Origin of the sequence: Pseudomonas sp. 6D_7.1_Bac1, assembly GCF_025465945.1 — a bacterium.
Taxonomy (GTDB): domain Bacteria; phylum Pseudomonadota; class Gammaproteobacteria; order Pseudomonadales; family Pseudomonadaceae; genus Aquipseudomonas.
This window is the reverse complement of record NZ_JANLNW010000080.1, coordinates 190,525-215,193: the sequence shown is the minus strand read 5'-3', so window position 1 is coordinate 215,193 and position 24,669 is coordinate 190,525. Positions and strand designations below refer to the sequence as shown.

The window sequence follows — 24,669 nt, the reverse complement described above, 5'->3', positions numbered from 1 at the left end:
CTTATCAAATTAATCTGGTAGAGCAACACTCCACTCCATACGGCTAGCCAGCCGCCCACCAAGAATAAAAGAGGTGTCTATGGCAGGTTTCGATAAGCGCGTGGCTTCCTACGAGGAAGCATTGGCCGGTCTGGAAGACGGCATGACGGTGATCTCCGGTGGTTTCGGTCTGTGCGGCATTCCGGAAAACCTGATCGCCGAGATCAAGCGCAAAGGCACCCGCGATCTGACCGTGGTGTCCAACAACTGCGGCGTCGACGGTTTTGGCCTGGGGGTACTGCTGGAAGATCGGCAGATCCGTAAAGTCGTGGCCTCCTATGTCGGTGAAAATGCGCTGTTCGAGAAGCAACTGCTGAGCGGCGAGATTGAAGTCGTCCTGACCCCGCAAGGCACCCTGGCAGAAAAAATGCGCGCTGGCGGCGCTGGCATTCCGGCGTTCTTCACCGCCACCGGCGTCGGTACTCCGGTGGCCGAGGGCAAGGAAATCCGCGAGTTCAAGGGCCGTCCGTACCTGATGGAAGAATCCATCACCGGCGACTTCGCCATCGTCAAAGGCTGGAAAGCCGACCATTTCGGCAACGTGATCTACCGCCACACCGCACAGAACTTCAACCCGCTGGCGGCCACCGCCGGCAAGATCACCGTGGTCGAAGTCGAAGAGATCGTCGAACCCGGCGAGCTGGACCCTTCGCAGATCCATACCCCCGGCATCTACGTCGACCGAGTCATCTGCGGCACGTTCGAAAAACGCATCGAACAACGCACCGTGCGCAAGTGATCCCCTGCCCCCAGCTCAACGGAGAATAACAATGGCTCTTACCCGCGAACAAATGGCTCAGCGCGTCGCCCGTGAAATGAAAGACGGCTATTACGTGAACCTCGGCATCGGCATTCCGACCCTGGTCGCCAACTACATCCCCGAAGGCATGGAAGTCATGCTGCAATCGGAAAACGGCCTGCTCGGCATGGGTGCCTTTCCGACCGACGATGAAGTCGACGCCGACATGATCAACGCCGGCAAACAGACCGTCACCGCGCGCATTGGTGCCTCGATTTTCTCCTCCGCCGAATCCTTCGCGATGATCCGCGGTGGCCACATCGACCTCACCGTACTCGGCGCCTTTGAAGTCGACGTACAGGGCAACATCGCCTCCTGGATGATCCCCGGCAAACTGGTCAAGGGCATGGGTGGCGCGATGGACCTGGTGGCCGGTGCCGACAACATCATCGTTACCATGACCCACGCCTCCAAGGACGGCGAGTCCAAGCTGCTGCCACGTTGCAGCCTGCCGCTGACGGGCGCCAACTGCATCAAGCGCGTGTTGACCGATCTCGCGTACCTGGAAATCGAGAACGGCGCATTCATTCTCAAGGAACGTGCGCCCGGTGTGAGCGTCGAGGAAATCGTCAGCAAGACCGCTGGTAAACTGATCGTTCCCGACCACGTTCCGGAAATGCAGTTCGCCTGAACCGCACCGTGAGGAGAAATTCGATGCAAGAAGTTGTGATTGTCGCGGCTACCCGTACCGCCATCGGCAGTTTTCAGGGTTCACTGGCGAGCATCCCGGCACCGGAACTCGGTGCAGCCGTGATTCGCCAATTGCTGGCGCAAACCGGTCTGGCGGCGGATCAAGTGGACGAAGTGATCCTCGGCCAGGTACTGACCGCAGGCTCGGGCCAGAACCCGGCGCGTCAGGCGTCGATCCTCGCCGGGCTGCCCCATGCCGTACCCGCGCTGACCCTGAACAAGGTCTGCGGCTCCGGCCTCAAGGCCTTGCATCTGGGCGCCCAGGCGATCCGTTGCGGCGATGCCGAGGTGATCATCGCCGGCGGCATGGAAAACATGAGCCTGGCGCCGTATGTGTTGCCGGCCGCTCGTACCGGTCTGCGCATGGGCCACGCGAAAATGGTCGACAGCATGATCAGCGATGGCCTGTGGGACGCGTTCAACGACTACCACATGGGCATTACCGCCGAGAACCTGGTGGACAAGTACCACCTGACCCGTGAGGAACAGGACGCTTTCGCCGCCGCTTCGCAGCAAAAAGCCACCGAGGCTATCGCAGCCGGACGTTTTGTCGACGAGATCACGCCGATCCTGATCCCACAACGCAAAGGCGATCCGCTGTCCTTCGCGGTGGATGAACAACCCCGCGCCGAGACCACCGCTGCGTCCCTGGCCAAGCTCAAACCGGCGTTCAAGAAAGATGGCAGCGTCACTGCAGGCAACGCCTCGTCACTCAACGACGGTGCCGCTGCGGTGTTGCTGATGAGTGCTGAGAAAGCCAAACAACTGGGCCTGCCAGTGCTGGCGAAGATCGCGGCCTACGCCAATGCTGGCGTTGACCCGGCGATCATGGGCATTGCCCCGGTATCGGCGACCCGCCGCTGCCTCGACAAGGCCGGCTGGACGCTGGATCAGCTGGATTTGATCGAAGCCAACGAAGCCTTCGCCGCACAGTCACTGGCAGTCGGCAAAGAGCTGGAATGGGATACAAGCAAGGTCAACGTCAACGGTGGCGCGATTGCGTTGGGTCACCCGATTGGTGCGTCGGGTTGCCGGGTGCTGGTGTCGCTGCTGCACGAGATGATCAAGCGTGACGCCAAGAAAGGCCTCGCCACCCTGTGCATCGGTGGCGGTCAGGGCGTCGCATTGGCGATCGAACGAGCCTAAGCCCGCACGCGTTCTACAGTCAGCGTGCGGACCCACGATATCCGCTCGCTGACTGGCAACACACCCGGCGCGACTTTGGTTGCGCCGGGTTTTTTACGCGACGGAAAACTCCGCTTGCAACATCGCCACGAAGGCCTCGCGCGCCGGATGGTGCCGGGAATGCTCGTGCCAGTAAAACAGGTTGTCGATGGCCGTCAGCTCTGGAAACTCGTAGCTGGCCCAACCGGCGCCCTGCCCGTATTGCTCAAAAATCCCCCGGGGCACCAGCGCTACCCCCGCCCCCGCGCTGACACAACCGACAATGCTGCCATAGCTCGCGATGCTGATGATCGGCAACGCCTGCCCATGCAGCTGAAGCCAGCGCTCCAGTGCCGCCCGGTAAGGACAGCCCGACGGCCACATGAATATCGCCTTGCCTTGCAGATCCGATGCATCGCGCAACGGCCCCAACGACGGTGAGGCGATCAGCACCAGATCCTCGCGGTACATCAGTGCTCGCTTGAGCAGCGGACGCTCGACATCCACCGCGACGATGACACCGTCGAGCTTGTGATTGAGCGTGTCCTCCAGCAACTGTGCCCAGGTACCGGTGGTCAACTCAAGGGCTACGGCGGGGTAACGCGCATGGAACTTGGCCAACAGCCGTGGCAGACGCCCACTCGCCGACGATTCAATTGCCCCGATCCGTAATGGCCCGGACGGCGGCGCCCCAGGATCAACCGCACGTTTCGCCTCATCCGACAGCGCCAGTATCTGCGAGGCGTAGGTCAGGAAAATTTCCCCGGCCGGACTGATCCGCAACCCCCTGCCCGCTCTGTAGAACAGATCGACGCCGAGCTCGGTTTCCAGGGACTTGATTCGTGCCGTGATGTTCGACGGTACGCAGTGCAGTACCTCGGCAGCCCGGGCGATGCTGCCGGTATCGAAAACCGTCTTGAACATTCGAATCTGAGCCAATTCCATACATCACCAAAAGTGAATATTAGACTCAGGTTAAGTCAGTTGTGGTGAATAAGTAAGCCTCCAATACTCAGCAGGCAGAAGCCGTTACGTCGTAGCGGTCTTCGTTGCACACCTGACCAGGCAGCCGAACCTCATGCCCTCTCGCTCGACGCTGAAAATCATCTTTGCCGTGATGTTTGTCATTTTGTGCTGGGGCTATTCGCCGACGGGAATCCGCATTGGTTTGCAGGCCTATGATCCCGCTCATCTGGCGTTGCTGCGGTTTCTCATTGCCTCGGCGTTCATGGCCGTCATTGCGGCATGCAAGGGCATCGCGTTACCGCGAGTGAGTGACCTGCCACTGCTCGCCCTGCTGGGATTTTTTGCCGTGAGCCTGCACCACATCGCACTGAATTTTGGCCAACGCGGTGTCAGCGCCGGCGCCGCCAGTGTGCTGGCGCAATCCACTCCGCTGTTCAGTGCGTTGCTGGCGCATTTCATCTTCCATGAACGCGTGAGCGCATGGCGGTGGTTCTGTGTTTTTTTGGGAATGTTCGGTGCAACCATCGTCGTCGCTGGAGACAAAGGCCTGGGCAGCGTTGACCCGCACGGTTTGTTGATCTTGCTCGCGGCCTTGTCCTGGAGCCTCTACTTCGCACTGCAAAAACGCCATTCTCATCGTTACAGCGGTTTGACCATGGTCTGTTACACGGTGTGGTCAGGCACTGCGCTGTTGCTGGTTTTCTTGCCTGGCCTTGCCGACGAAGTGGCCAAAGCTCCCGCGCAAGCTCATGTGGCAGTCACCCTTCTCGGAATTTTCCCGAGCGCGCTGGCCTATCTCGCCTGGGCTTACGTATTGAGGCAGATTGAGGCCAGTCGTGCATCGATGGCGCTTTACCTCACGCCACCGACGGCCATGTTGATTGCCTCTGTCCTGTTGGGGGAACAACCCGCGTTGATGGTCATCGTCGGGGCATTGATCGTTCTGGTCAGCGTGCTGGCATTGAATCTGGAGCGTGTACGGCTGGTGGCGGCTATCGAAAAAGTCTGATCAAAACGTCAGGCTCATTATCAAAACAGAAACAAGGACGCCTCGACTGATACCAACCAGTTAAGAGAAAAGCGCGTCGAACGCGAAACCTTGTGGCGAGGGAGCTTGCTCCCGCTGGGTCGCGAAGCGACCCTGAAATCAGTCTCCGCGAGTATTCAGATAGAACGCGATTGCCGGATTACGACCGCTTCGCGGCCGAGCGGGAGCAAGCTCCCTCGCCACAATTGATCACCAGGCGATAGATTCAGGCATGCCGTACGCAACGATCAATCGTCCAATGGTTGCGGTGGCGCTGCCAGTTTCCCGGCTTTACCGCCCTTCGCCCCTTTGCCGCCCTTGGTTGGTGCGGGCTCTGGCGCCGGAGGAGGTGGTGGTGGCACTGCCTCTTTCTCGGCGGCAGGAAGCTGGTCAATGGTGCTGAAGAGTTCCTTGGCCTCTATCGGGCCGAGGTGGTCGAGTTTTTTCTCGCCGTCCTTACCCACCAGTATCACCTTGGTCTCGCCACTGACCCCCAGTTTCAGTTCACGAATCAGCGCCATGGTGGTTTGCGCATCGAGGTCCTTGCCGTCACGCTGGCCCATGAGGTTGACCACGGTGTACAGCACCATATTGCGTTCTTTAAAGGCCTGGCTGTTGGCGGGTTCGGCGAGGGATTTTTTCAGGCTGACCAGCGTCGGGTCGATGCTGCTGGGGGCGATGACGATCAGCGGCCGGTTCCTGCCGAGTTCCTGGGCCAGGGGGGTGTCGTTGTCTGCAGCGAACAAAGGGCCTGCAACAGCGAGCAGCGTAGCGAGGGTCAGTGACCGAATGAGCATGCGCATCTCCTTTTGATATCCATGCTTTATGATTGCGCATCAAAGCGAAAGATTCAGCTCAATTGCCTGAAATTTCTATCGCCCTGTTGCGAAGCTTAGGTCAGCGGGCTTAATCCGCAACCGGCTTAGGCCACTCCGTTTGTCCAGGCTCGCACCGCTCATGCCATCACACACGGCACAGCGCTTAATCTCGGACTACACTTAATTTGTCCCCCGTAGGGGGGGCGTTGCCAAATCCGGGTCCGTAAGCAGCGAGTCGTCCCATAAACCTCGCCCACGACGCTGGAATCAGTGGCTTATCGCAATCGTCCTGTGGGGCACGGCCCCACAGTGACATCATGCAGGACGACGTTTTCGCGTCCCACTCGCCCGGACATACCTCATGCCCGGGCATTCGCGTGGCAGACGGTTTGGCTCCACAACGCGCCTGCACTGTCGCCCTGATCATCCATCCGACCACCGCCTGAAAGGCTGCTGCCTCTACACGTGCCCCGCCTTCGCCGGTGGCCTTTTTTCAGGAGGTCCGGTTATGGACGAAGCCAAACTGAACGACTTCATGGGCAAGCTGATTTCCGACATGGGCGGGGCAGCGATGCTCGCGAACATTATCCTTGGCGATGAACTCGGTCTGTATCGGGCCATGGCCGACAGCCAACCCGTCACCCCCGAAGCACTGGCCAGCAAGACCGGCTGCAATGCGCGCCTGCTGCGCGAATGGCTCAGTGCCCATGCGGCCTCTGGCTATATGGAACACACCGACGGGAAATTCCGCCTGCCAGAAGAGCAAGCATTGGCGCTGGCTGTCGAGGACTCACCGGTTTATGTCGCAGGCGGCGCCGCGGTGGTTGCCTCGTTTTACCATGACAAAGACAAACTGATTGCGGCCATGCGCGGCAATGGCGCCCTCGCCTGGGGTGATCACCATAGCTGCATGTTCAGCGGCACCGAGCGCTTCTTCAGACCCGGCTACCGGGCACACCTGGTCGGCGAGTGGTTGCCGGCACTTGAAGGCGTGGTCGAGAAACTGCAAGCCGGTGCCAAGGTCGCGGATGTCGGCTGCGGCCACGGCGCGTCAACCGTGGTCATGGCCAAAGCCTTCCCGGCCTCGAATTTTATCGGCTTCGACTATCACGCACCCTCCATCAGCACCGCCACCCAACGCGCCGAAGAAGGCGGCGTGGCTGATCGTGCTCGCTTCATTCAGAGCACGGCCAAGAACTACCCGGGCAATGACTACGATTTGATCTGCTACTTCGATTGCCTCCACGACATGGGCGACCCGGTGGGCGCGGCCAAGCACGCCTATGAGTCGCTCAAACCCGACGGAACGGTGCTGCTGGTGGAGCCTTATGCCAATGACCAGCTCGACGAAAACGCGACCCCGGTAGGACGGCTGTTCTACGCCGCGTCGACGTTCATCTGCACGCCCAACTCGCTGTCTCAGGAAGTCGGTTTGGGGCTCGGGGCCCAAGCGGGAGAAGCACGGCTGCGGGATGTCTTCACTCAGGCCGGATTCAAGCATTTCCGCCGGGCAGCAGAGACGCCGTTTAACCTGATTCTGGAGGCACGCAAGTAATCGGAGGGGCATCCCTGAAGCACGGCGCTGAGAGGGGCAGCGCCATGCCGGGGATCAGGCATCGCGGCGTCTGGAACAGTCGCCTGAAAGGTTGAATGTGAGCAGTTGCCGCAGGATCAAAACGCCAACTTGTAGCCGATAAACACCAGCATGACCGCCAGGCATGGGCGCAATACACCATCAGCAATGCGCCCGGACAAATGACTGCCGATGTAGATCCCCGGCAATGACCCCATCAACAGAAAACCCAGCAAATGCCAATCCATGTTGCCCATGCTCGCATGCCCCAATCCTGCGACCAGGGTCAGCGGTACAGCGTGGGCGATCTCTGTGCCTACCAGGCGTTTGGTCGCCAGAAACGGGTACAGGATAAACAGCGCCACAGTGCCGAGTGCGCCAGCACCGATGGAGGTCAACGCCACCATCATGCCAAGTATCGCGCCCGTGACGATGGTCAGCAGGTTCAGGTTCCGGCTACTGAGGTGGTAATGGTCGCCCGCATGTTTTTGGGCAAACGCCAGCAACTGTTTTTTGAAGAAAATCGCCAGTGCCGTCAGCAGCAAAACAAAGCCCAAGGCCTGTTTGATGATCGCATTGGTTGCTTGCGGATCAGTATTCAAATACTTCAGGAACACTAAGGTCAGTGCAACGGCCGGCACGCTGCCCAGCGTCAGCCAGCCGGTAATTTTCCAGTCGATGTTCCGGTTCTTTTGATGAACCAGCACACCACCGGACTTGGTGATCGCCGCATACAGCAAATCGGTCCCGACGGCGGTGGCCGGGTTGATGCCGAACCACAGAAGAATCGGCGTCATCAAGGAGCCGCCACCCACACCGGTCATGCCGACAACGAACCCGACAACCAAGCCCGCGACCACAAAACCCAAATTACCGAAGTCCATTGCCATACCCTACAAAACCAGCGCGACTATCTAAAAATCTTGCAGGCAGCATAGCCATTTTTCTTATAACCACTTATACCAATATGATCTGACTTTATAACCTGCGACCGCAAAGGTATCGTCACATGGCAAGGAAATGAGCGCTCGACTAAGGTCAGCGTCAGGAAACCAATAGGAGTTGATGATGCCGTTTGGAAGTGAGCCGCGAGAGCATGGGATCGCCCTGGCGCTGTCGGGCGGAGGGTTTCGCGCCGCATTGTTCCATATCGGCGTTCTATGGCGCCTCAATGAGATGGGTGCGCTGAAACAGCTCGCGCGTATTTCGAGCGTCTCAGGCGGATCGATCACTGCAGGACTGCTCGCCGTGCGATGGGACCGCCTGATCTTTGGCAGCGACGATGTGGCGACAAACTTCCAGCATGAAGTGGTTGCGCCCCTACGGAGTTTTTGTTCCCTCAATATCGACGTCTCTTCCATTTTTACGGGAGTGCTCAACCCCTTTCACACTGCGGGTGAGGAAGTGGCTGACGAGCTTCGCAAACATCTCGCGATGGGGGTTTCGCTGCAGACGTTACCGGATACACCCCGCTTTGTTTTCAACTCGACCAACTTCGCCACAGGTACAGGCTTCAGATTCTCCAAGCCATACGCTGGCGACTACCGCATTGGCCTGATCCCCAACCCTGATTTCGATGTGGCGACTGCCGTGACCTGCTCCAGTGCGTTTCCTCCCGTGCTGTCTCCTTTTGTCATCGACATTGCCGATCCGGACATTTTCACGCAAACCATCGGAGCCGACCTGTGGGACCAGGTAGATTACCGGCGCAGGCTACAACTGGCCGATGGCGGTGTGTACGACAACCTCGCGCTGGAGACGGTCTGGGGACGCTACGATACCGTGCTTGTCAGCGACGCGGGCAAGCCTTTTGAGCTGGACGCCAGCATCAGTTCCTTCGTGCCAAATCAGATACTTCGCGTCATGGATATCGGCTTGAACCAGGCTCTGGCTCTACGCAAACGGATGCTGATGCACGAGTACAAATCCCACTCAGTGAAGGGGGCTTTTTGGGCGATCAACACACCGATACAAAACTATAAAACGCCCCAGGTCATTTGCGTATCCGACCAGAAAATACAGGCACTAAGCGCTCTTCGAACCCGGCTCGACCGCTTTAATGAGCAGGAGCAATGCGAGCTGATCAACTGGGGATATGCGGTCAGTGATGCCGCTATCCGAGCCTATGCACCCCAGGTGGCAACCGTGACGACTGCAGCCACACTACCCTTCGCCGGGTATCCGTTGAACTGAGCACCTACCCGATTCAGGCGGTAACACCAGAACGCCCCTGAGTGGAGCCGCCCCCCACCTGCTGCGCCCGACCACCGAGCAAACCCCTCCCCCAGGCCGGCAACGATAGCCTTCACAGGCCATTGCGCCGTGACCGTCTGGCAGACATCGCTCTCGTTTTGATATTTTTATTTTCACTAGATTGATTTATGAAATAAAACATGTCAATCATATGCACCATGGACAGGTAACCCGCTGCACCTCCCCGCCAGACCGGAAGGCATTCACCTCTCAATCGCCCCACCCACGGAGTCAACAATATGAACAAGACAGGACTTCTGGCTGCTCTGGCATTTTGTGCCGTCAGCACCCTGGCCCACGCCGACGAAGACAGCCTGCGTATCGGTATCGAAGCCGCGTACCCACCGTTTTCCTTCAAGACCCCGGAAGGCAATATCAGCGGGTTCGACTACGACATCGGCAACGCCTTGTGCGAAGAAATGAAGATCAAGTGCCAATGGGTCATCCAGGAATTTGACGGGATGATCCCTTCGTTGAAAGTGCGCAAGATCGATGCAGTGCTGTCGTCGATGTCGATTACCGACGACCGCCTGAAGTCGGTCGACTTCAGCGAAAAGTACTACCACACCCCCGGCAAGTTCGCGATGAAGGCCGGCCAGGTCATGAATGACCCGCTGGTCGATCTCAAAGGCAAGAAACTCGGTGTGCAACGGTCCTCGACCTACGACCGTTACGCCACCGAGAAGCTGGCGCCCGCCGGCGTCGAGATCGTGCGTTACTCATCGCAAAGCGAAGCCTCCCTGGACCTCGCGTCGGGCCGACTGGACGCCACCCTCGCCGACATCGTCAACACCAACGAGAGCTTCATCAAGACCCCGGCCGGGAACGGCTTCGCCCTGGTGGGACCGGACATCAACGACCCGAAATACTTCGGCCGGGGCGCAGGAATTGCGTTGCGCAAAGGCGATACCGCAAACGCGGCACGCCTGAACGCGGCGATTGATGCAATCCGTGCCAATGGCAAGTACCAGCAGGTGATGGCCAAGTACTTCGCGTTCGATATCTACGGCGAATAAGCCTTGTGGGAGCGAGCTTGCTCCCACAGGTTATGCACCTTGATTGATAGCAATTAACCCGTATGGTCCCGCGCGCCTGTCGGCGCTTCGGGTGAGGAATTTCATCATGCTCCACGGCTACGGATCGAGCATTCTCGATGGCGCCTGGCTGTCGATCAATCTGGCTCTGAGCTCCATGGCACTGGCCATTACCCTGGGCCTGATCGGTGCAGCGTTTCGCCTGTCACCACTCAAATGGCTGGCGACGCTGGGCGAAGGCTACACAACCGTGATTCGCGGCATCCCCGACCTGGTACTGATTCTGCTGATCTTCTATGGCGGCCAGGACCTGGTGAACCGCATTGCACTTGGGCTCGGTTACACCCACTACATCGACATCAACCCCTTTGTGGCGGGTGTCTGCACCATGGGCTTCATCTTCGGCGCCTACCTCTCGGAAACCTTTCGTGGCGCCTTCATGGCGATCCCTCAAGGTCAGGCTGAAGCCGGGGCGGCCTACGGCATGACCGGTGCTCAGGTGTTCTGGCGGATTATGGTGCCGCAGATGATTCGCTTCGCGATTCCCGGGTTTACCAACAACTGGCTGGTGCTGACCAAGTCCACCGCGCTGATCTCGGTGATCGGTCTGCAGGACATGATGTTCAAGGCCAAAAACGCCGCCGATGCGACCCATGAACCCTTTACGTTTTTCCTCGCGGTGGCAGCGCTGTACCTGATGCTCACCAGTGTTTCGTTGCTGGTGCTGCGCTCACTGGAAAAACACTACTCGGTCGGCATCAAAGCCGCCGATCTTTGAGCGGGAGCCAACCGACCATGCTCGACTACAACCTGATCTGGGAAAACCTGCCGCTGTACTTCAGCGGTGCGTTGTTGACCCTCAAAGTGCTGCTGATTTCCCTGGCCTTTGGCCTGATGCTGGCCGTTCCGCTGGCGCTGATGCGCGTCTCCCGCTCGCCGCTGATCAACTGTCCCGCCTGGCTCTACACCTATGCCATCCGCGGCACGCCGATGCTGGTGCAGTTGTTTTTGATCTATTACGGCCTGGCGCAGTTCGAAGCGGTACGCCAAAGCGTGCTCTGGCCTTATCTGTCCAGCGCCACCTTTTGCGCCTGCCTGGCCTTTGCGATCAACACCAGTGCCTATAGCGCGGAACTACTGGCCGGCAGCCTGAAGTCCACGCCCGGCGGCGAGATCGAAGCGGCCAAGGCCATGGGCATGTCGCGCCTGACCCTGTACCGCCGCATTCTCCTGCCGTCGGCCCTGCGCCGGGCGTTGCCGCAGTACAGCAACGAAGTGCTGATGATGCTGCAGACCACCAGCCTGGCGTCGATCGTCACCCTGGTCGACATCACCGGTGCGGCGCGTACGGTCAGTGCACGGTTCTACCTGCCGTTCGAAGCGTTTATCACCGCCGGCCTGATCTACCTGGCCCTGACCTTCATTCTCGTGCGCCTGTTCAAGCTCGCCGAGCGCCACTGGCTGGCGTACCTGGCCCCACGCAAGCATTAAGGAAATCCCATGCAGCACATTCATTACGTCCTGCCCTGGAGCGCCTGCGGCACTGAACGCACGCTGTCGCTGTTTCGCTTTGGCAGTGGCTCGCGCAAGGCCTACATTCAGGCGTCCCTGCACGCCGACGAACTGCCCGGCATGCGCGTCGCCGTCGAACTCAAGCGCCGCCTGCGGGAGCTGGAAGCACAAGGCCGCTTGACCGGACTGATCGAACTGGTGCCGATGGCCAATCCGATCGGTATCGGGCAAATGTTCCAGGCCACCCATCAGGGCCGCTTCGAGTTCAACAGCGGCAAGAACTTCAACCGGGACTTTCCAGAGCTGGCCGAAGCCGTTGCCGTGCAACTGGAAGGTCAGCTGGGCGCGGATGCCGACGCCAACGTGAAGCTGATCCGTCGCGCCATGGTCGAGGTCATTGCCGACATGCCGCTGGCCGGATCGGAACTCGATGGCCTGCGCCGCCTGCTGTTGCAGCACGCCTGCGATGCCGATGTGGTGCTGGACCTGCACTGTGACTTCGAGTCGATCATGCTGCTGTATGCCTTGCCGCAAAACTGGCCACGTCTGCGTTCACTGGCTGCACGCCTGGGCGCCGGCGCCGCGCTGTTGGCCGAAGACGCCGGCGGCAATGCCTTTGATGAAGCCTGCGCGGTGCCCTGGTTGCGCCTGGCCGAACTGTTCCCGCAGGCGAACATTCCGCTGGCTTGCGTAGCGACCACTATCGAATTGCGCGGCATGGCCGACACCGAGCGCGAACCGTGCATGGCCAGTGCCGAGCAGATCCTTGGCTATCTGGCCGAACAAGGTTTGATCAGCGGCGACTGGCCAGACGCGCCGTCCACCTGCTGCCAAGCTTCGCCTTTCGCCGGCGCGCAATACGCCTATGCGCCGCACCCCGGCGTGGTGAGTTTCCTGCAACCGCTGGGGGCTCGGGTCACGGTCGGCGACCCGCTGTTCGAAGTGATCGACCCGCTGACCGATCGCCACAGCGTGGTGACCGCCCGCACCGACGGCATCCTTTACGCCCGCGAACGCTTGCGCTTTGCCCAACCCGGTTTGTGGCTGGCCAAGGTCGCAGGCTCTACCCCCATTCGCCAGGGTCGCTTGCTCAGCGACTGACACCAGAGACTCGACACCATGAACACACTTGAAATTCAGGATCTGCACAAACGCTACGGTACCCACGAAGTGCTCAAAGGCGTGTCCCTGGAAGCAAAAGCCGGCGACGTGATCAGCATCATCGGCTCCAGCGGCTCGGGCAAAAGTACCTTCCTGCGCTGCATCAACCTGCTGGAGCAACCCAACTCAGGCAACATCCTGCTCAATGGCGAGCAACTGAAACTGGTCGCCAACAAAACGGGCGGGCTCAAGGCGGCCGAGCCAAAACAGCTGCAACGCATGCGCTCACGGCTGGCGATGGTGTTTCAGCACTTCAACCTCTGGTCGCACATGAGCGCCCTTGAAAACGTCATGGAAGCGCCGGTGCATGTGCTGGGCTTAGACAAAAAGCTGGCTCGGGAAAAGGCCGAGCACTACCTGAACAAGGTCGGCGTGGCCCATCGCATGGGCGCGTATCCGGCGCACATGTCGGGTGGCGAACAGCAGCGCGTGGCAATTGCTCGCGCGCTGGCGATGGAACCGGAGGTGATGCTGTTCGATGAACCGACCTCGGCCCTCGACCCGGAACTGGTCGGCGAAGTGCTTAAAGTCATGCAGGACCTGGCGCTGGAAGGCCGGACCATGGTGGTGGTGACCCACGAAATGGGCTTTGCCCGCGAAGTGTCGAACCAATTGGTGTTCCTGCACAAAGGCCAGGTTGAAGAACGTGGCAACCCGCGTGAAGTGCTGGTCAACCCACAGTCCGAACGCCTCCAGCAGTTTCTGGCCGGCAGCCTGAAGTAAGCCACCCGCCGACCGTTGGCCTGCTGCACGCCAACGGCCGGCTTCGGATACACTGGCGCCCACTCATGTCGGGGAACCAGACCTGGTCCCTTCCAACCTCCAGCGGATGTTGAGCCGGTTATGCCTACTCCTTCGAAAAACACCACGGTCTACGCCGCGCCGGTGATGCGCAAACTGGCAGAAATCCTTGCCGACTTGCAGCCGTCGCTGCGCAAGGTGGCGGACTTTATCCTGCGTCATCCGCTGAAGGCGGCCACCCTGACCATCGAAGAGATGGCCCTTGAGACCGCCACCTCGCCAGCGGCGGTCAATCGTCTGGCCAAGGCGTTGGATCTGGGGGGTTACAGCGGCATGAAAGCCGAACTGGTCGCGACCTTGCAGCAGATGGTGTCCCCGGTGGACAAACTGCGCAACGAACTGGCGCACCGCCCTGGTGGTGCGTTCGGCCTGCATGAGCAAATCCAGAGCGCCACCAGCAACCTTGGCACTGCCGGCACCAATAATCACCCGGACACCTTCGAAGCCGTGGTCACGTGCCTGACCCAGGCGCGCAAGATCTACATCCTCGGGTTTGGCAACAGCGTCTACATGGCAGGCCTCGCGGCCTCGACCCTGATGCCGTTCTGCGCCGACGCCACGGCGATCAGCATGGAAGGTGGCAACGAAAACGCCGCCTACCGACTGGCGGCGATCACCGACCAGGACGTGCTGCTGGCGATCTCGCTGCCGCGTTATTCCCTCGATACCCTGCAACTGTCGCGCTTTGCCCACGAGCGTGGCGCGACCGTACTGGCGATCACCGACTCACCCGCCTCGCCCTTGACCCACATTGCCCGGCATGTGCTGTTTGCGCCGGCCGACCACCCAGTGCTGACCAGCTCCAACATCGCCGTCCTGGCGTTGATCGAAGGCCTGGTCGCCGGGGTGATGGCGCGTAACAAAGAGGCGGTGAAGCTGGCGACCGAACTCACCGAAAGCGTGATGAATTACCTGCACATTCCCGGCAGCAGCAAAACCTCGAAAAAGTGAGTCGGCGCCTCACAACCACCAGCGCAGCAGGAAAAAGAACCCCATGCTCAGCAGCATGCTGATCAAGGTACTGCGGGTGTAGAGCACCAGGCCGATGGCGACCAGCGAACTGATCAGGTACGGATTGTCGTACTGCAAATTCAATTGATGGTCAGGCATGAACACAATCGGCCCGCAGATCGCCGTGAGCATGCCCGGCACCGCGAAACCCAGAAATTGCCGCGCATTGCTGCTCAAGCGCACCGGCAGCCGTGGCTCAAGGAACACGTAGCGGTTGAGGAACACCAGCAAACCCATCCCGACAATAACCGCCCAGACCATCATGTGCGCCCCTCATAAAACTTGTTGCAGATAAACCCGGCGCTCATCCCCAGCAACCCGGCCAGCACCAGCGCCGAGCCCCAGTGCCAGTAGTTGAACAACACCGAGCAAAACAGTGAAACCGCCACACAGACGACCGTCGCAAGGTTGCGCACCACGGGGGTAATCAACGCGATAAACGTGGCGGCGATGGAGAAGTCCAGACCCAGATGTTCAAGACCCGGAATGCTGCTGCCCAGCACAATCCCGGCCAGGGTGAAGAGATTCCACGCCACATAAAAGGTCAGGCCCACCCCAAGGGCGTACCAGCGATTGAACTGCCGTTTGTCATGTTGGCTGGTCAGCGCGAACAGTTCATCGGTGAGCAAAAAGCCCAGCCCTGCCCGCCAGCGACCCGGCAAGGGTGAAACCACCGGGCGCATGCTCATGCCATACAGCAAGTGTTGCGACGTCAGCAGCAAGGTGGTCAGCAGAATCGAGAAAATCCCGGCACCGCCCTTGAGCATCCCGATCGCCACCAGTTGCGCAGCGCCCGCAAAGACAATGCTCGACAAGCCCTGACCTTGCAGTGGAGTGAGGTTGGCCTCAATGGCCATCGAACCCGCCAGCAGCCCCCACGGCGCAGTCGCCAGGGACAAGGGCATGACGGCAGCGGCACCGCGCAGGAAAGCACTGCGCGGCAATAGATTGTCAGACATAGCTCTCTACAACGAAGAAAAGGTCTCCAACTGTGCCAGCCGATCAGCCTTCTGTCTTGAACGATCTTGCGCAATTGCACGTCGAGCCGGGTGATTGAGCGGGGACGTACCTGTCCACCCTCAATCACACACTCGCTTTACTGATAGCGGGTCGCTGGGGTCGAGTTGCCCATCAGGCCTGAAAGTTCCTGACGCTGTGCTTCGAAGCGCGCCCACTTATCACCTTCGTTCAGGCCAGGAATCGTCACCCACTCGCCGTTGCTCAAGCCAACCAGCGCCGCATCGACCATGTCCTCGGCGCTCATGACAATGCCTTGCGGCAGGTTCTCGACCGGGTGGCCTGCCACGTTCCAGAACTCCGTCGCGGTCGCTCCCGGCAACACCGCCTGAACCCGCACACCCTTGTCGGCCAATTCGTGGTGCAGCGACTGACTAAACCCCAGAACAAACGCCTTGGTCCCGCCATACACGCCATTCAAGATTTCCGGGGCAATGGCGACGATCGACGAGATGTTGATCACGGTGCCCTCACCTCGCGCAACAAAACCTGGTACCGCGGCATAGGCCAGACGCATCAACGCCGTGACGTTCAGCGCTACCATGTCTTCCATCTCATCCACTGGGCTGTCGAGCAGTGGCATCACCGCCCCAACCCCGGCGTTGTTGACCAGCAAGGTAATACTCGGGTCGCTGCGCAGGACGTTTTCGACTCGCAACAAATCGGCCTTGTCCTTCAGATCGGCTGCCAACACCGTCACAGTCCGGCCCGTTTCGTTGCTCAGCGTGTCCGCCAATGCATTCAGTCTGGACTGGCTACGGGCGACAAGAATCAGGTCGTAACCTTGCCGGGCCAGTCGATCAGCGTAGACCGCACCAATGCCCGATGACGCGCCAGTCACCAATGCGGTGCCTTTGGAAAGTTGTGTCATGTCGATGTCCTTCACAGTGAGGCAAGTTGTTTGCCGCGTGGGAGGATTTATAAAACGGCTGACGAATGTCTCAAAGGACGTATAAAGTACGTATTCAGGACATAGCATGTGAGGACAAGCTCATGCCTTCTGTAGCGTTCGTGGTGTTTGAAGGTTTTCAATCCATGGCCCTGGCGGCTTTGCCGGTCTTCGAGTACGCCAATTTCTGCGCGGGTGAGGCGGTCTACAGCGTCAGCGTGCTGTCGGAACACGGCGGCGTTCTTCCGGCATCCGGAGGGCTTGGCGTCGACACTCAGGCTTTCGATGACAGAACCTTCGACACGCTGATCGTCGGCGGTGGCGACTCGATCATCGAACAGGCACCGCCGGCAGTCCTGGCCTATCTCCAGAAAAGTGCGCAAACGGCGCGACGTACCGCGTCAATCTGCTCGGGGGCTTTTGTGCTGGCGCAAAGCGGGTTGCTCGATGGTCGACGGGCAACAACCCACTGGGCCTATGCCCGGGAGTTGCAAGCACGTTATCCGTCGATCCACGTTGATGAAGACCGGATCTACGTCATCGACGGTCCGATCTGGACCTCGGCCGGCATGACCGCCGGCATCGACCTGGCGTTGGCGATGGTCGAAAAAGACCTGGGCGCTGAGCTGGCCCGCAGCGTGGCGCAGAAACTCGTCATGTTTCACCGACGAGCCGGCGGCCAGTCACAACACTCGGCACTGCTGGAACTGGAACCCAAGTCCGACCGCATTCAGACCGCCCTCAACTACGCCCGAGAGCATCTCGCCGAGGCCCTGTCGGTGGAGCAACTGGCCGATGTCGCCCATCTCAGCGCCCGCCAGTTCAGCCGTGCCTTTCGCGCGGAAACCGGCCAGTCACCGGCCAAGGCCATCGAGAACCTGCGCCTGGAAGCCGCGCGGTTGATGCTCGAAACCAACCGCCTGACCCTCGACCAGATTGCCGCGCAAACCGGATTCACCGATCGGCGGCGCATGCGTGAAGCCTTCCTGCGCGCCTTCGGACAGCCACCGCAGAGTATTCGGCGCAATGCCCGGGTCGGTTAAAAAAATCCGGGCCGACTAACGTGATACCCAATAGACCAGAGGGTGACAAAAGATAGGCTATTTTTATTGAGTGTCGCCTTCGGGTCATTTCAGTGCAGGTGAACCTTATCGCCGAATACCCGGTCGATAGGTGCAACCCAGCCAGGTTTCCGGTGACCCCGTCGGTGGTAGCAACTGGCCCGTTTCATTTGTTGGAGAACACCCCCTTGATAACGACTCGACGCATGGCCGCGCTTAAAGCGTGGGGCGCCCACGGCTTTACCGCCACCGGCGTGGTGACCGCCTTCCTGGCGACCCTCGCCTTGTTCGATAATCAGCCCAGAGCCTGCCTGATATGGCTGGGTGTAGCGCTGATCGTCGATGGTGTGGACGGCTCGCTGGCACGCAAGGTCAATGTCCAAACCGTACTGCCCCATCTCGACGGGTCGGTGCTGGATCTGGTCATCGACTACCTGACCTACGTGTTCATCCCGGCCCTGTTCATTTACCGTTTCATCGATTTGCCGGCCTACACGCCACTGCTGACTACCTCGGTTATCCTGGTCTCGTCGCTCTATTGCTTCTGCAACGTCAACATGAAAAGCAAGGACAACTACTTCCAGGGCTTCCCCGCCGCGTGGAACGTCGTCGCCCTGTGCCTCTACATCATTGCGCCAACACCCTGGCTGACGCTGTTGACCATCATCGGCCTGGCGCTGTTGACGGTGACCCGGATGAAGTTCCTTCACCCGTTTCGTGTGCGGCGGTTCATGCCGATCAACATTGCCGTGACGTCCATCTGGCTGCTGTGCAGCCTGTCACTGGTCCTCAACCACCCGGCCATCAATCCGTTGGTGATGGGGCTGTGGCTCGCGATGTCGGCTTACTTTCTGGGGATCTGCATCTGCCGCACGGCCGCGGACTGGCTCGAGCGCACCCATCACTGATGGAGCATGAATGCCTATCCATATCGTGCAACTCGGCTCCCCCCGAACACCCCACGAAGGACTGCGCCTAGGCACGGTCCGCCGCCCACCCCGTGGCGTTCCGAAGGCCGAATTCGCCAGCCGTGACTTCTACGACACCTGGCTCCCCGCCCTCTCCCCCAGCGCAGAGCTGGTGGCCGAAGCTAAAGTTGCGGTAGACGAAAAAGCCTGGGAAGCCTTCCGGCGCAAATTCAAGGCCGAAATGAACCACCCGACCCCCAGCCAACTGCTCGATCTGTTGGCCGCCCTGTCCCATCAAACGTCGCTGACCATCGGCTGTTATTGCAAGGATGAACGCCACTGCCATCGTTCGGTGCTGCGCGAGCTATTGAATGCTCGGGGGGCGGTGGTTGTAGCGCCTGAAGAGGTGTAGTTGGAACCGGGTGTTTGCCGGGGGTGTTTTCGACGGGATGTGGGTGAAAGGCATCTTCATGACCACCCGTAACCCCGGATGGGCATTAGCTCAAGCTTCGCTACTCTTAATGACACACCGCTGGAGCGGTTAAAAGCAGGTCTGGCGGCAAGAGAGCCAGGCGCACAGGTAGGGAGACGGGTCAGCCACGAGAAAAGAGAATCGAATGATGAAAATGCTATTGATGGTCGAGTTCCCTCATGAACCCTTCAACGCACTCGTCAGAACCGGGAAGGTAGGCGAACTGATGGGGCGTATTCTGGAAAGCATCAAACCGGAGGCGGCCTACTTTACCGAGCAGGATGGAATGCGCGGTGGGATTTTCCTGATCAACGTACAAGACTCATCCGAAATCCCCAGTTTTGCAGAACCCTTTTTTCTCAACTTCCAGGCCAATTGCAAGTTCCGTCTTGTCATGAGCCCACAGGATCTGCAAAAGGCCGGACTGGAAGCGCTCGGAAAAACATGGGCGTGAGGAATGATCGGGGCGGGTCGGTGACGCGAAAATAGAAGACCGCGTTATTTCGCGTGCCCAGAAGCAGGCACTCTATAGTCGACCGCCCCTTATCCAGCGACCCAACACCAACGACCTCCAGCCGCCGATCCGAGCCGCACCTGCCGCCCGCAGGCCCAAGCCAAACCCATCAAACCGTCTACGCTCAAAGCATCCACCGCAGCCTCAAAAAAGCCGTAACGGAGGTTCAACGTGAAGTGAATCATCTGATGATCGCACTCATCGTGTTCATCTGCGTGTTTGGTAGCGCGCTGCTCGGTTCATACCTGCGCGACCGGCTGCCGTCTCATCATCTGAGCGATGACTCCATCGGCGTGGTGAAACTTGCGACGGGCCTGATCGCGACCATGGCCGCGCTGGTGCTTGGCCTTCTGGTTTCTTCCGCCAAAGGCACGTTCGATACCGCCAACGCCGAGCTCGTGGGAACGGCGGCGAAGGTTGTCCAGTTCGACCGGATGTTGGCCAGGTATGGACCAGAGACCCAAGAGATCCGCGGCCAGCTCAAGCAGAATTACGCGGGCGTCATGCAACTGCTTGCCGCACATGATGCGGCGCAGCTGGCAAAACTCGACAGCCCCGAGACCATCAACCGCTCTGAAGAACTACAGCGCAAGGTCGAAGCACTGACTCCTGGCACAGAGACCCAGCGCGCACTCAAGGCGCATGCCTTGCAGCTCATGGATGAGGTGTTCGCAACCCGTTGGCTGATACTGCTGCAGGCCAATGCATCGATCCCGCCGACGATGCTGGTGATTCTGGTGGCATGGCTGGCCATTATCTTCGGCACGTTCGGTTTGTTCGCACCGCGTAATGGCACCATTGTGGCAGTGTTGATGATGTGCGCGCTCTCAGCCTCGGCGTCGATTCTGCTGGTCGAAGAGCTGAACAGACCGCTTGATGGTTTGGTCGGTGTATCCCTTGCCCCCATGCGCGATACGCTCAGTCGGCTTGGTCGGTAGCCGAGGTAGATTGCGCCTGGCGCAATCAAGTCGCTACGAACCCCGTGGGCAAAGGCGATTGTGCATAGCTATGATGGGAGACCATGACAGCCTCTATCCAGATTCGACAACCCTGCCCACCCGGTGCCTGCGACTGCGGGCGTGAGCAGCTGCTGGACATACCCAGCGCTGATTTGCGCATCCTGCACCTGACCCGCCAGGAGGAAAGACGCCTGCTCGACCGGTTGGAGAATCTTCAAAGCCTGACCGACCTCGAACATTTGCAGCGTCGGATGTACGAGCAGTTAGGCATTCGCCTGCAAATCACCCCCAGCGTGCACGAAGTGCGAAGCATGCGTGGGATCGGCATTCACCTCCTGGAACTGCCCGGACTGTGTCGCAAAACCCGCCAATCGATCCCGGCAGCCATTCGCCGTGGTCTGGAGAAGCACCCGGAAATCGCCTACGAGCTGCTCAACGCTCATGACCTGTTGCGCGATGCTTGAGCGTCCTGCTAATCCGGATCCAGAGAGGGGCGTTGCAACGGCTGGATGACCTTATAGGGAGGTATTCACACGGGTTGGTAACACCGTTCCCGCTGGCTTTTGATTGAAAATCAGAACACATTTGTTTTCCAGAGCCTGAACGGCTGCCTTAGCCGTTTGCCAGCGTCGATAATCGGTAACAAACATTTATCCGCTCAACGCCTTACAACGTGGCATCGCCTTATTGAGCAATCTATGCCTGCCTCCTTATGGAAGAGAGCTTATGCAGACCGACAAGACTGAATCACTGCTTCACATAGCCCGCAGCATCGTTGCCAAAGTGCCGTATTGCATGGCAATTACCGCTACCGAAGCGGGCGATGCGAATGCTCGTATCGTTGAACCCTATTCATTGAGCGAACACTGGTCGGTGCGCTTCCTGACGGGGCGGCAGTGCCGCAAGGTCCAGGAAATGCAACACACTGGGCGAATGACCCTGTCTTACCAATGTGATGAAGATCATGCGTACGTGACACTGCTTGGACAAGCAAAAGTGCTGGATCACGATCCAGCACTCAAGAGCACGTTGTGGCGCAAGAATTCAGACTTGTGGTTCCCTGGCGGCCCCTTTGACCCGGACGTGGTGGTGATCGAATTGCGGGTCGAGCAGATTGAATTGTGGTGTCTGAAACTCGGCGTGGCCCCACCTCCGGTCGGCCTGCAAGCTGCCATCCTGAAACGCGATGGCGCCGAATGGATTACGGTGGTGGGCTGAACACAGAGACCATTGCCCACGTTGCACACAAGCCGCCTGCAAGAGACGACACCTCAGCCTGCCCAGTCCCCGGAAACAACAAAGCCCAGCGGCCAGGCTGGGCTTGCTCATTCCATTGACGTCAGCTTTTCGGAGGTGTCTTGAGGCTATCCAATCGGCCGCTCTCCAGCAAAGCCTTGTACTTCAACGCATCGGCTTCACTGTGATAAACGCCTACCAGAACATCTCCTTGAAAAACATCCCACATCCTGACGCCCGAGCTACTTGATTCATGAGACATGTGATGCTCATCGCGCTCTTTGACTGTAATGACCATTTTCACATCCTCTGGATTGAGGCAGGTAAAGTACTTTTACTCCAGTAACCTCCAGGATTCCATACTGAAAACCGTCCTCCCCCTTCACCCAGGCCTCACTGCGGGTTGAACTCATGATCAGGGATCGGATTACTGCGGCCGGGAAGGTCTATGTCCTCGGCGCCCGCAGGCAGCCGAGTCAATGAAAGCGAGTGCTTTACCTGCTACTCTCCGGTCTTTCAATCCTGTTCCGACGCGTGTGGAACTATCAATGACTACATTCACAGCAATGGCTAACAATCCCCCTGATCCTCAATCCGTCTGTAGCCCCATTACAAGCAGCGCGATTTTCATCGTTGCAACATTGGCTCCCGGCAGTGACCCTGCCGATAAAGTGCGGGCCTGGAGCGCAGACGTCGCGGCCCTCACGCGATCAGTCGGCAAACGTGTTCCCTCGGGTAATTTGTCCTGTGTCTGCGGCTTTGGTTCCAGTGCCTGGGACACCCTGTTTGGCAACCCGCGCCCTGCCTCACTGCACGCGTTTCGCGAGTTCGGTGCGCAGGGGCGTCGAGCGGTTGCAACACCTGGCGACATTTTGCTGCACATTCGTGCGGATCAGATGGACCTCTGTTTCGAATTGGCGACGCAATTGCTCTCATCGCTTGGCGATGCAATCTCGGTCGTAGATGAAGTTCAGGGTTTCCGCTATTTCGATATGCGCAGCATGGTCGGCTTTGTCGATGGCACCGAAAACCCGGCCGGTCGCCAGGCGGTCAACTTCACGATCATTGGTGATGAAGACCCGTCGTTCACCGGAGGCAGCTACGTGCTGGTACAGAAGTACCTGCACAATATGAGCGCGTGGAACGAGTTATCCGTTGAGGCTCAAGAGCGCATTATCGGACGTACAAAACTGTCCGACATCGAACTCGGTGATTCGGTTAAACCGAGCTGTTCGCATAGTTCTTTGACGACCATCACCAAGGACGGACAGGAAGTGAAAATCCTGCGCGATAACATGCCGTTCGGTCGACCAGGCGCAGGAGAGTTCGGTACATACTTCATCGGCTATGCGCGTTCGCCAGAACCCATCGAGCAGATGCTCGAGAATATGTTTGTCGGGAGACCGCCAGGCAATTATGACCGCTTGCTCGATTTCAGCACGGCGGTCACTGGCGGCTTGTTCTTCGTGCCTTCAGCCGACCTGCTCGAAGAACTGGCTGATCGCAAGCCTTAGGATCGAACAAAAAAGGGCCCGGCGCGAAAGATCGCGCCGGGCCCCTATTGTCTGAAATCAGTGACTGGTCATTCCGGCCATGTGCATCATGAACCGGAACACGCTGGCCACGATCCCCAGTGCAATCACACTGCCGAACCAAATGGCAATCAACCAGAGCACCCGCCGATACCAAGGGGGGGCTTCGTCTTGTGCAGCCGAAACTTCAGTGTTTTCGCTATCAATGGTAGCCATCGCCAATCCTCACTTTTCCGCGGAACACGTAGTAACTCCAGCAGGTGTACATCAGGATGATCGGCAGAATGAACAACGTGCCGATCAAGATGAACAGCTGGCTCGAGGGCGGTGATGCGGCATCCCACAGGCTGATCGAGGGAGGCACGATATTCGGCCAGATACTGAATGCCAGACCGATATACCCCAGAAATACCAGCGCCAACGTGAACACAAATGGCCAGTGAGAGTGATATTGGCGCAACGTCCCAAGCAGCCCGAATAGCGCCAGCACGCCGAGGATCAACAACCCGCCAAAGACCACGATATGCGCGTGCGTGAACCAGCGAGTCGCAATCTCGGGATGCAGCAACGGTGTCCACACACAGAGCACCGCCACGACCGCCGTGAGGGTGAACGCCAGCGGCCGAGTGTAGTGACGCATGCGTGATTCAAGCATGCCTTCCGTCTTGACCAGCAACCAGGTACTGCCGAGTAACGCGTAGGCGACGATCAACCCAAAACCACAGAACAATGGAAAGGGTGACAACCAGTCCAGGGTGCCGCCTGCAAACTGACGATTGACCACCGGGATTCCAGCGATATAAGCGCCAATCACGATGCCTTGGCAAAACGTTGCCAACAGTGAGCCACCGATAAAGGCCATATCCCAGATGTGGCGTTTTTCAGGGCTGGCCTTGAACCGGAACTCAAACGCCACGCCGCGAAATATCAACCCGGCCAGCATGAAAATCAGTGGCAGATACAAGGCCTCCAAAATCACCGAGTAAGCCAAGGGGAATGCACCGTAAAGTGCCGCCCCACCGAGTATCAGCCAGGTTTCGTTACCGTCCCAGACCGGCGCTACGGTGTTCATCATCACATCGCGCTCTTGCCTATCCGGGATGAGCGGGAACAGGATGCCCAACCCCAGATCGAACCCGTCCATGATCACGTACATCATCACTCCAAAGGCGATGATGACGCCCCAGATCAACGACAGATCTATACCTTGAATACCCATGATCCATCTCCTTG

Annotated in this window: 30 protein-coding genes; 21 read left to right on the top strand and 9 right to left on the bottom strand. The window is 59.0% G+C overall.

The genetic code is table 11. The annotated features are described in order from the left end of the window. Positions 1 to 79: 79 nt before the first annotated feature. The 3 genes from NTD87_RS25655 to NTD87_RS25645 are packed head-to-tail and all read left to right on the top strand — an operon-like array spanning position 80 to position 2,674. Positions 80 to 778, top strand: coding sequence for a CoA transferase subunit A (locus NTD87_RS25655; protein WP_262116979.1), 699 nt, complete (start codon positions 80 to 82; stop codon positions 776 to 778). Positions 779 to 809: 31 nt separating this feature from the next. Continuing rightward, entirely contained in the window at positions 810 to 1,469 is a 660-nt protein-coding gene (locus tag NTD87_RS25650; RefSeq protein WP_071550730.1) for a CoA transferase subunit B, read from the top strand. A 23-nt stretch (positions 1,470 to 1,492) separates the two neighbouring features. Continuing rightward, positions 1,493 to 2,674 carry an acetyl-CoA C-acetyltransferase gene (locus NTD87_RS25645; RefSeq protein WP_262116978.1) on the top strand — a complete coding sequence of 394 codons (1,182 nt, stop codon included), beginning with the start codon at positions 1,493 to 1,495 and terminating at the stop codon, positions 2,672 to 2,674. Positions 2,675 to 2,767: 93 nt separating this feature from the next. Here the strand turns inward: NTD87_RS25645 and NTD87_RS25640 are convergent, their stop codons facing one another. Then, a complete protein-coding gene (locus tag NTD87_RS25640; RefSeq protein ID WP_262116977.1) occupies positions 2,768 to 3,637 on the bottom strand; it encodes a LysR substrate-binding domain-containing protein in 870 nt (289 codons plus the stop codon). 133 nt (positions 3,638 to 3,770) lie between these two features. On the opposite strand from NTD87_RS25640, the gene NTD87_RS25635 reads away from it, so the two are divergent. After that, positions 3,771 to 4,667, top strand: coding sequence for a DMT family transporter (locus NTD87_RS25635; RefSeq protein WP_262116976.1), 897 nt, complete (start codon positions 3,771 to 3,773; stop codon positions 4,665 to 4,667). A gap of 266 nt (positions 4,668 to 4,933) precedes the next feature. Here the strand turns inward: NTD87_RS25635 and NTD87_RS25630 are convergent, their stop codons facing one another. Next, on the bottom strand, positions 4,934 to 5,482 hold the full coding sequence (locus NTD87_RS25630; protein ID WP_262116975.1) for a DUF4174 domain-containing protein: 549 nt from the start codon (positions 5,480 to 5,482) through the stop codon (positions 4,934 to 4,936). A 338-nt stretch (positions 5,483 to 5,820) separates the two neighbouring features. Here NTD87_RS25630 and NTD87_RS25625 point away from each other — a divergent pair, with 338 nt between their 5' ends. Beyond that, positions 5,821 to 5,949, top strand: a complete 129-nt coding sequence (locus NTD87_RS25625) for a hypothetical protein (RefSeq protein WP_262116974.1) — start codon at positions 5,821 to 5,823, stop codon at positions 5,947 to 5,949. 62 nt (positions 5,950 to 6,011) lie between these two features. Further along, positions 6,012 to 7,058, top strand: coding sequence for a class I SAM-dependent methyltransferase (locus NTD87_RS25620; RefSeq protein WP_262116973.1), 1,047 nt, complete (start codon positions 6,012 to 6,014; stop codon positions 7,056 to 7,058). Positions 7,059 to 7,174: 116 nt separating this feature from the next. Here NTD87_RS25620 and NTD87_RS25615 read toward each other — a convergent pair whose 3' ends face one another. Then, positions 7,175 to 7,960: a sulfite exporter TauE/SafE family protein gene (locus tag NTD87_RS25615; RefSeq protein ID WP_262116972.1), complete on the bottom strand. Its 786-nt coding sequence runs from the start codon at positions 7,958 to 7,960 to the stop codon at positions 7,175 to 7,177. 184 nt (positions 7,961 to 8,144) lie between these two features. On the opposite strand from NTD87_RS25615, the gene NTD87_RS25610 reads away from it, so the two are divergent. From NTD87_RS25610 to NTD87_RS25580, 7 genes are all read left to right on the top strand, one after another. Beyond that, positions 8,145 to 9,269, top strand: coding sequence for a patatin-like phospholipase family protein (locus NTD87_RS25610; RefSeq protein ID WP_262116971.1), 1,125 nt, complete (start codon positions 8,145 to 8,147; stop codon positions 9,267 to 9,269). 299 nt (positions 9,270 to 9,568) lie between these two features. Further along, entirely contained in the window at positions 9,569 to 10,345 is a 777-nt protein-coding gene (locus NTD87_RS25605) for an ABC transporter substrate-binding protein (protein ID WP_262116970.1), read from the top strand. Positions 10,346 to 10,451: 106 nt separating this feature from the next. Then, the gene (locus tag NTD87_RS25600) at positions 10,452 to 11,141 is read left to right on the top strand and encodes an ABC transporter permease (protein WP_262116969.1); all 690 of its coding nucleotides are present in this window, start codon (positions 10,452 to 10,454) and stop codon (positions 11,139 to 11,141) included. A 17-nt stretch (positions 11,142 to 11,158) separates the two neighbouring features. Continuing rightward, positions 11,159 to 11,854 (top strand): ABC transporter permease, encoded by a 696-nt coding sequence (locus NTD87_RS25595; RefSeq protein WP_262116968.1) that lies wholly within the window; start codon positions 11,159 to 11,161, stop codon positions 11,852 to 11,854. A gap of 9 nt (positions 11,855 to 11,863) precedes the next feature. Continuing rightward, positions 11,864 to 12,976, top strand: a complete 1,113-nt coding sequence (locus NTD87_RS25590) for a succinylglutamate desuccinylase/aspartoacylase family protein (protein WP_262116967.1) — start codon at positions 11,864 to 11,866, stop codon at positions 12,974 to 12,976. Between the two features lie 18 nt (positions 12,977 to 12,994). Beyond that, a complete protein-coding gene (locus tag NTD87_RS25585) occupies positions 12,995 to 13,759 on the top strand; it encodes an ABC transporter ATP-binding protein (protein WP_019689777.1) in 765 nt (254 codons plus the stop codon). Between the two features lie 120 nt (positions 13,760 to 13,879). Next, positions 13,880 to 14,788 carry a MurR/RpiR family transcriptional regulator gene (locus NTD87_RS25580; protein WP_262116966.1) on the top strand — a complete coding sequence of 303 codons (909 nt, stop codon included), beginning with the start codon at positions 13,880 to 13,882 and terminating at the stop codon, positions 14,786 to 14,788. Positions 14,789 to 14,797: 9 nt separating this feature from the next. Here the strand turns inward: NTD87_RS25580 and NTD87_RS25575 are convergent, their stop codons facing one another. From NTD87_RS25575 to NTD87_RS25565, 3 genes are all read right to left on the bottom strand, one after another. Continuing rightward, positions 14,798 to 15,109 carry an AzlD domain-containing protein gene (locus NTD87_RS25575; protein WP_262117034.1) on the bottom strand — a complete coding sequence of 104 codons (312 nt, stop codon included), beginning with the start codon at positions 15,107 to 15,109 and terminating at the stop codon, positions 14,798 to 14,800. Continuing rightward, positions 15,109 to 15,807: an AzlC family ABC transporter permease gene (locus NTD87_RS25570; RefSeq protein WP_262116965.1), complete on the bottom strand. Its 699-nt coding sequence runs from the start codon at positions 15,805 to 15,807 to the stop codon at positions 15,109 to 15,111. The genes NTD87_RS25575 and NTD87_RS25570 overlap by 1 nt, the downstream gene beginning before the upstream one ends. A gap of 137 nt (positions 15,808 to 15,944) precedes the next feature. Continuing rightward, a complete protein-coding gene (locus NTD87_RS25565; RefSeq protein ID WP_262116964.1) occupies positions 15,945 to 16,736 on the bottom strand; it encodes an SDR family NAD(P)-dependent oxidoreductase in 792 nt (263 codons plus the stop codon). Positions 16,737 to 16,858: 122 nt separating this feature from the next. Here NTD87_RS25565 and NTD87_RS25560 point away from each other — a divergent pair, with 122 nt between their 5' ends. From NTD87_RS25560 to NTD87_RS25530, 7 genes are all read left to right on the top strand, one after another. Then, positions 16,859 to 17,797 (top strand): GlxA family transcriptional regulator, encoded by a 939-nt coding sequence (locus NTD87_RS25560; protein WP_262116963.1) that lies wholly within the window; start codon positions 16,859 to 16,861, stop codon positions 17,795 to 17,797. A gap of 206 nt (positions 17,798 to 18,003) precedes the next feature. Continuing rightward, on the top strand, positions 18,004 to 18,723 hold the full coding sequence (gene pcsA, locus NTD87_RS25555; protein WP_262116962.1) for a phosphatidylcholine synthase: 720 nt from the start codon (positions 18,004 to 18,006) through the stop codon (positions 18,721 to 18,723). Positions 18,724 to 18,733: 10 nt separating this feature from the next. Continuing rightward, on the top strand, positions 18,734 to 19,135 hold the full coding sequence (locus NTD87_RS25550; protein ID WP_262116961.1) for a DUF488 domain-containing protein: 402 nt from the start codon (positions 18,734 to 18,736) through the stop codon (positions 19,133 to 19,135). A gap of 208 nt (positions 19,136 to 19,343) precedes the next feature. Next, a complete protein-coding gene (locus tag NTD87_RS25545; protein ID WP_315975346.1) occupies positions 19,344 to 19,649 on the top strand; it encodes a panthothenate synthetase in 306 nt (101 codons plus the stop codon). Between the two features lie 248 nt (positions 19,650 to 19,897). Then, positions 19,898 to 20,647, top strand: coding sequence for a hypothetical protein (locus NTD87_RS25540; RefSeq protein ID WP_262116959.1), 750 nt, complete (start codon positions 19,898 to 19,900; stop codon positions 20,645 to 20,647). An 83-nt stretch (positions 20,648 to 20,730) separates the two neighbouring features. Beyond that, positions 20,731 to 21,132 (top strand): hypothetical protein, encoded by a 402-nt coding sequence (locus NTD87_RS25535; protein ID WP_262116958.1) that lies wholly within the window; start codon positions 20,731 to 20,733, stop codon positions 21,130 to 21,132. Positions 21,133 to 21,394: 262 nt separating this feature from the next. After that, positions 21,395 to 21,886, top strand: coding sequence for a pyridoxamine 5'-phosphate oxidase family protein (locus tag NTD87_RS25530; protein WP_262116957.1), 492 nt, complete (start codon positions 21,395 to 21,397; stop codon positions 21,884 to 21,886). 121 nt (positions 21,887 to 22,007) lie between these two features. Here NTD87_RS25530 and NTD87_RS25525 read toward each other — a convergent pair whose 3' ends face one another. Then, the gene (locus tag NTD87_RS25525; RefSeq protein WP_262116956.1) at positions 22,008 to 22,202 is read right to left on the bottom strand and encodes a hypothetical protein; all 195 of its coding nucleotides are present in this window, start codon (positions 22,200 to 22,202) and stop codon (positions 22,008 to 22,010) included. A 268-nt stretch (positions 22,203 to 22,470) separates the two neighbouring features. On the opposite strand from NTD87_RS25525, the gene NTD87_RS25520 reads away from it, so the two are divergent. Continuing rightward, positions 22,471 to 23,418 carry a Dyp-type peroxidase gene (locus NTD87_RS25520; protein WP_410017526.1) on the top strand — a complete coding sequence of 316 codons (948 nt, stop codon included), beginning with the start codon at positions 22,471 to 22,473 and terminating at the stop codon, positions 23,416 to 23,418. Between the two features lie 57 nt (positions 23,419 to 23,475). Here NTD87_RS25520 and NTD87_RS25515 read toward each other — a convergent pair whose 3' ends face one another. Further along, positions 23,476 to 23,652, bottom strand: coding sequence for a DUF2474 domain-containing protein (locus NTD87_RS25515; RefSeq protein WP_262116955.1), 177 nt, complete (start codon positions 23,650 to 23,652; stop codon positions 23,476 to 23,478). Continuing rightward, positions 23,639 to 24,655 carry a cytochrome d ubiquinol oxidase subunit II gene (gene cydB / locus NTD87_RS25510; RefSeq protein WP_262116954.1) on the bottom strand — a complete coding sequence of 339 codons (1,017 nt, stop codon included), beginning with the start codon at positions 24,653 to 24,655 and terminating at the stop codon, positions 23,639 to 23,641. Before cydB ends, NTD87_RS25515 begins: the two co-directional genes overlap by 14 nt. Positions 24,656 to 24,669: the final 14 nt, after the last annotated feature.

What these genes read in the sequence shown, in the direction of transcription:
- NTD87_RS25655 (WP_262116979.1), top strand. Translation starts at nt 80, where the DNA reads ATGGCAGGTTTCGATAAGCGCGTGGCTTCCTACGAGGAAGCATTGGCC.
- NTD87_RS25650 (WP_071550730.1), top strand. Translation starts at nt 810, where the DNA reads ATGGCTCTTACCCGCGAACAAATGGCTCAGCGCGTCGCCCGTGAAATG.
- NTD87_RS25645 (WP_262116978.1), top strand. Translation starts at nt 1,493, where the DNA reads ATGCAAGAAGTTGTGATTGTCGCGGCTACCCGTACCGCCATCGGCAGT.
- NTD87_RS25640 (WP_262116977.1), bottom strand. Translation starts at nt 3,637, where the DNA reads ATGGAATTGGCTCAGATTCGAATGTTCAAGACGGTTTTCGATACCGGC.
- NTD87_RS25635 (WP_262116976.1), top strand. Translation starts at nt 3,771, where the DNA reads ATGCCCTCTCGCTCGACGCTGAAAATCATCTTTGCCGTGATGTTTGTC.
- NTD87_RS25630 (WP_262116975.1), bottom strand. Translation starts at nt 5,482, where the DNA reads ATGCTCATTCGGTCACTGACCCTCGCTACGCTGCTCGCTGTTGCAGGC.
- NTD87_RS25625 (WP_262116974.1), top strand. Translation starts at nt 5,821, where the DNA reads ATGCAGGACGACGTTTTCGCGTCCCACTCGCCCGGACATACCTCATGC.
- NTD87_RS25620 (WP_262116973.1), top strand. Translation starts at nt 6,012, where the DNA reads ATGGACGAAGCCAAACTGAACGACTTCATGGGCAAGCTGATTTCCGAC.
- NTD87_RS25615 (WP_262116972.1), bottom strand. Translation starts at nt 7,960, where the DNA reads ATGGACTTCGGTAATTTGGGTTTTGTGGTCGCGGGCTTGGTTGTCGGG.
- NTD87_RS25610 (WP_262116971.1), top strand. Translation starts at nt 8,145, where the DNA reads ATGCCGTTTGGAAGTGAGCCGCGAGAGCATGGGATCGCCCTGGCGCTG.
- NTD87_RS25605 (WP_262116970.1), top strand. Translation starts at nt 9,569, where the DNA reads ATGAACAAGACAGGACTTCTGGCTGCTCTGGCATTTTGTGCCGTCAGC.
- NTD87_RS25600 (WP_262116969.1), top strand. Translation starts at nt 10,452, where the DNA reads ATGCTCCACGGCTACGGATCGAGCATTCTCGATGGCGCCTGGCTGTCG.
- NTD87_RS25595 (WP_262116968.1), top strand. Translation starts at nt 11,159, where the DNA reads ATGCTCGACTACAACCTGATCTGGGAAAACCTGCCGCTGTACTTCAGC.
- NTD87_RS25590 (WP_262116967.1), top strand. Translation starts at nt 11,864, where the DNA reads ATGCAGCACATTCATTACGTCCTGCCCTGGAGCGCCTGCGGCACTGAA.
- NTD87_RS25585 (WP_019689777.1), top strand. Translation starts at nt 12,995, where the DNA reads ATGAACACACTTGAAATTCAGGATCTGCACAAACGCTACGGTACCCAC.
- NTD87_RS25580 (WP_262116966.1), top strand. Translation starts at nt 13,880, where the DNA reads ATGCCTACTCCTTCGAAAAACACCACGGTCTACGCCGCGCCGGTGATG.
- NTD87_RS25575 (WP_262117034.1), bottom strand. Translation starts at nt 15,109, where the DNA reads ATGGTCTGGGCGGTTATTGTCGGGATGGGTTTGCTGGTGTTCCTCAAC.
- NTD87_RS25570 (WP_262116965.1), bottom strand. Translation starts at nt 15,807, where the DNA reads ATGTCTGACAATCTATTGCCGCGCAGTGCTTTCCTGCGCGGTGCCGCT.
- NTD87_RS25565 (WP_262116964.1), bottom strand. Translation starts at nt 16,736, where the DNA reads ATGACACAACTTTCCAAAGGCACCGCATTGGTGACTGGCGCGTCATCG.
- NTD87_RS25560 (WP_262116963.1), top strand. Translation starts at nt 16,859, where the DNA reads ATGCCTTCTGTAGCGTTCGTGGTGTTTGAAGGTTTTCAATCCATGGCC.
- NTD87_RS25550 (WP_262116961.1), top strand. Translation starts at nt 18,734, where the DNA reads ATGCCTATCCATATCGTGCAACTCGGCTCCCCCCGAACACCCCACGAA.
- NTD87_RS25545 (WP_315975346.1), top strand. Translation starts at nt 19,344, where the DNA reads ATGAAAATGCTATTGATGGTCGAGTTCCCTCATGAACCCTTCAACGCA.
- NTD87_RS25540 (WP_262116959.1), top strand. Translation starts at nt 19,898, where the DNA reads ATGATCGCACTCATCGTGTTCATCTGCGTGTTTGGTAGCGCGCTGCTC.
- NTD87_RS25535 (WP_262116958.1), top strand. Translation starts at nt 20,731, where the DNA reads ATGACAGCCTCTATCCAGATTCGACAACCCTGCCCACCCGGTGCCTGC.
- NTD87_RS25530 (WP_262116957.1), top strand. Translation starts at nt 21,395, where the DNA reads ATGCAGACCGACAAGACTGAATCACTGCTTCACATAGCCCGCAGCATC.
- NTD87_RS25525 (WP_262116956.1), bottom strand. Translation starts at nt 22,202, where the DNA reads ATGGTCATTACAGTCAAAGAGCGCGATGAGCATCACATGTCTCATGAA.
- NTD87_RS25520 (WP_410017526.1), top strand. Translation starts at nt 22,471, where the DNA reads ATGGCTAACAATCCCCCTGATCCTCAATCCGTCTGTAGCCCCATTACA.
- NTD87_RS25515 (WP_262116955.1), bottom strand. Translation starts at nt 23,652, where the DNA reads ATGGCTACCATTGATAGCGAAAACACTGAAGTTTCGGCTGCACAAGAC.
- cydB (WP_262116954.1), bottom strand. Translation starts at nt 24,655, where the DNA reads ATGGGTATTCAAGGTATAGATCTGTCGTTGATCTGGGGCGTCATCATC.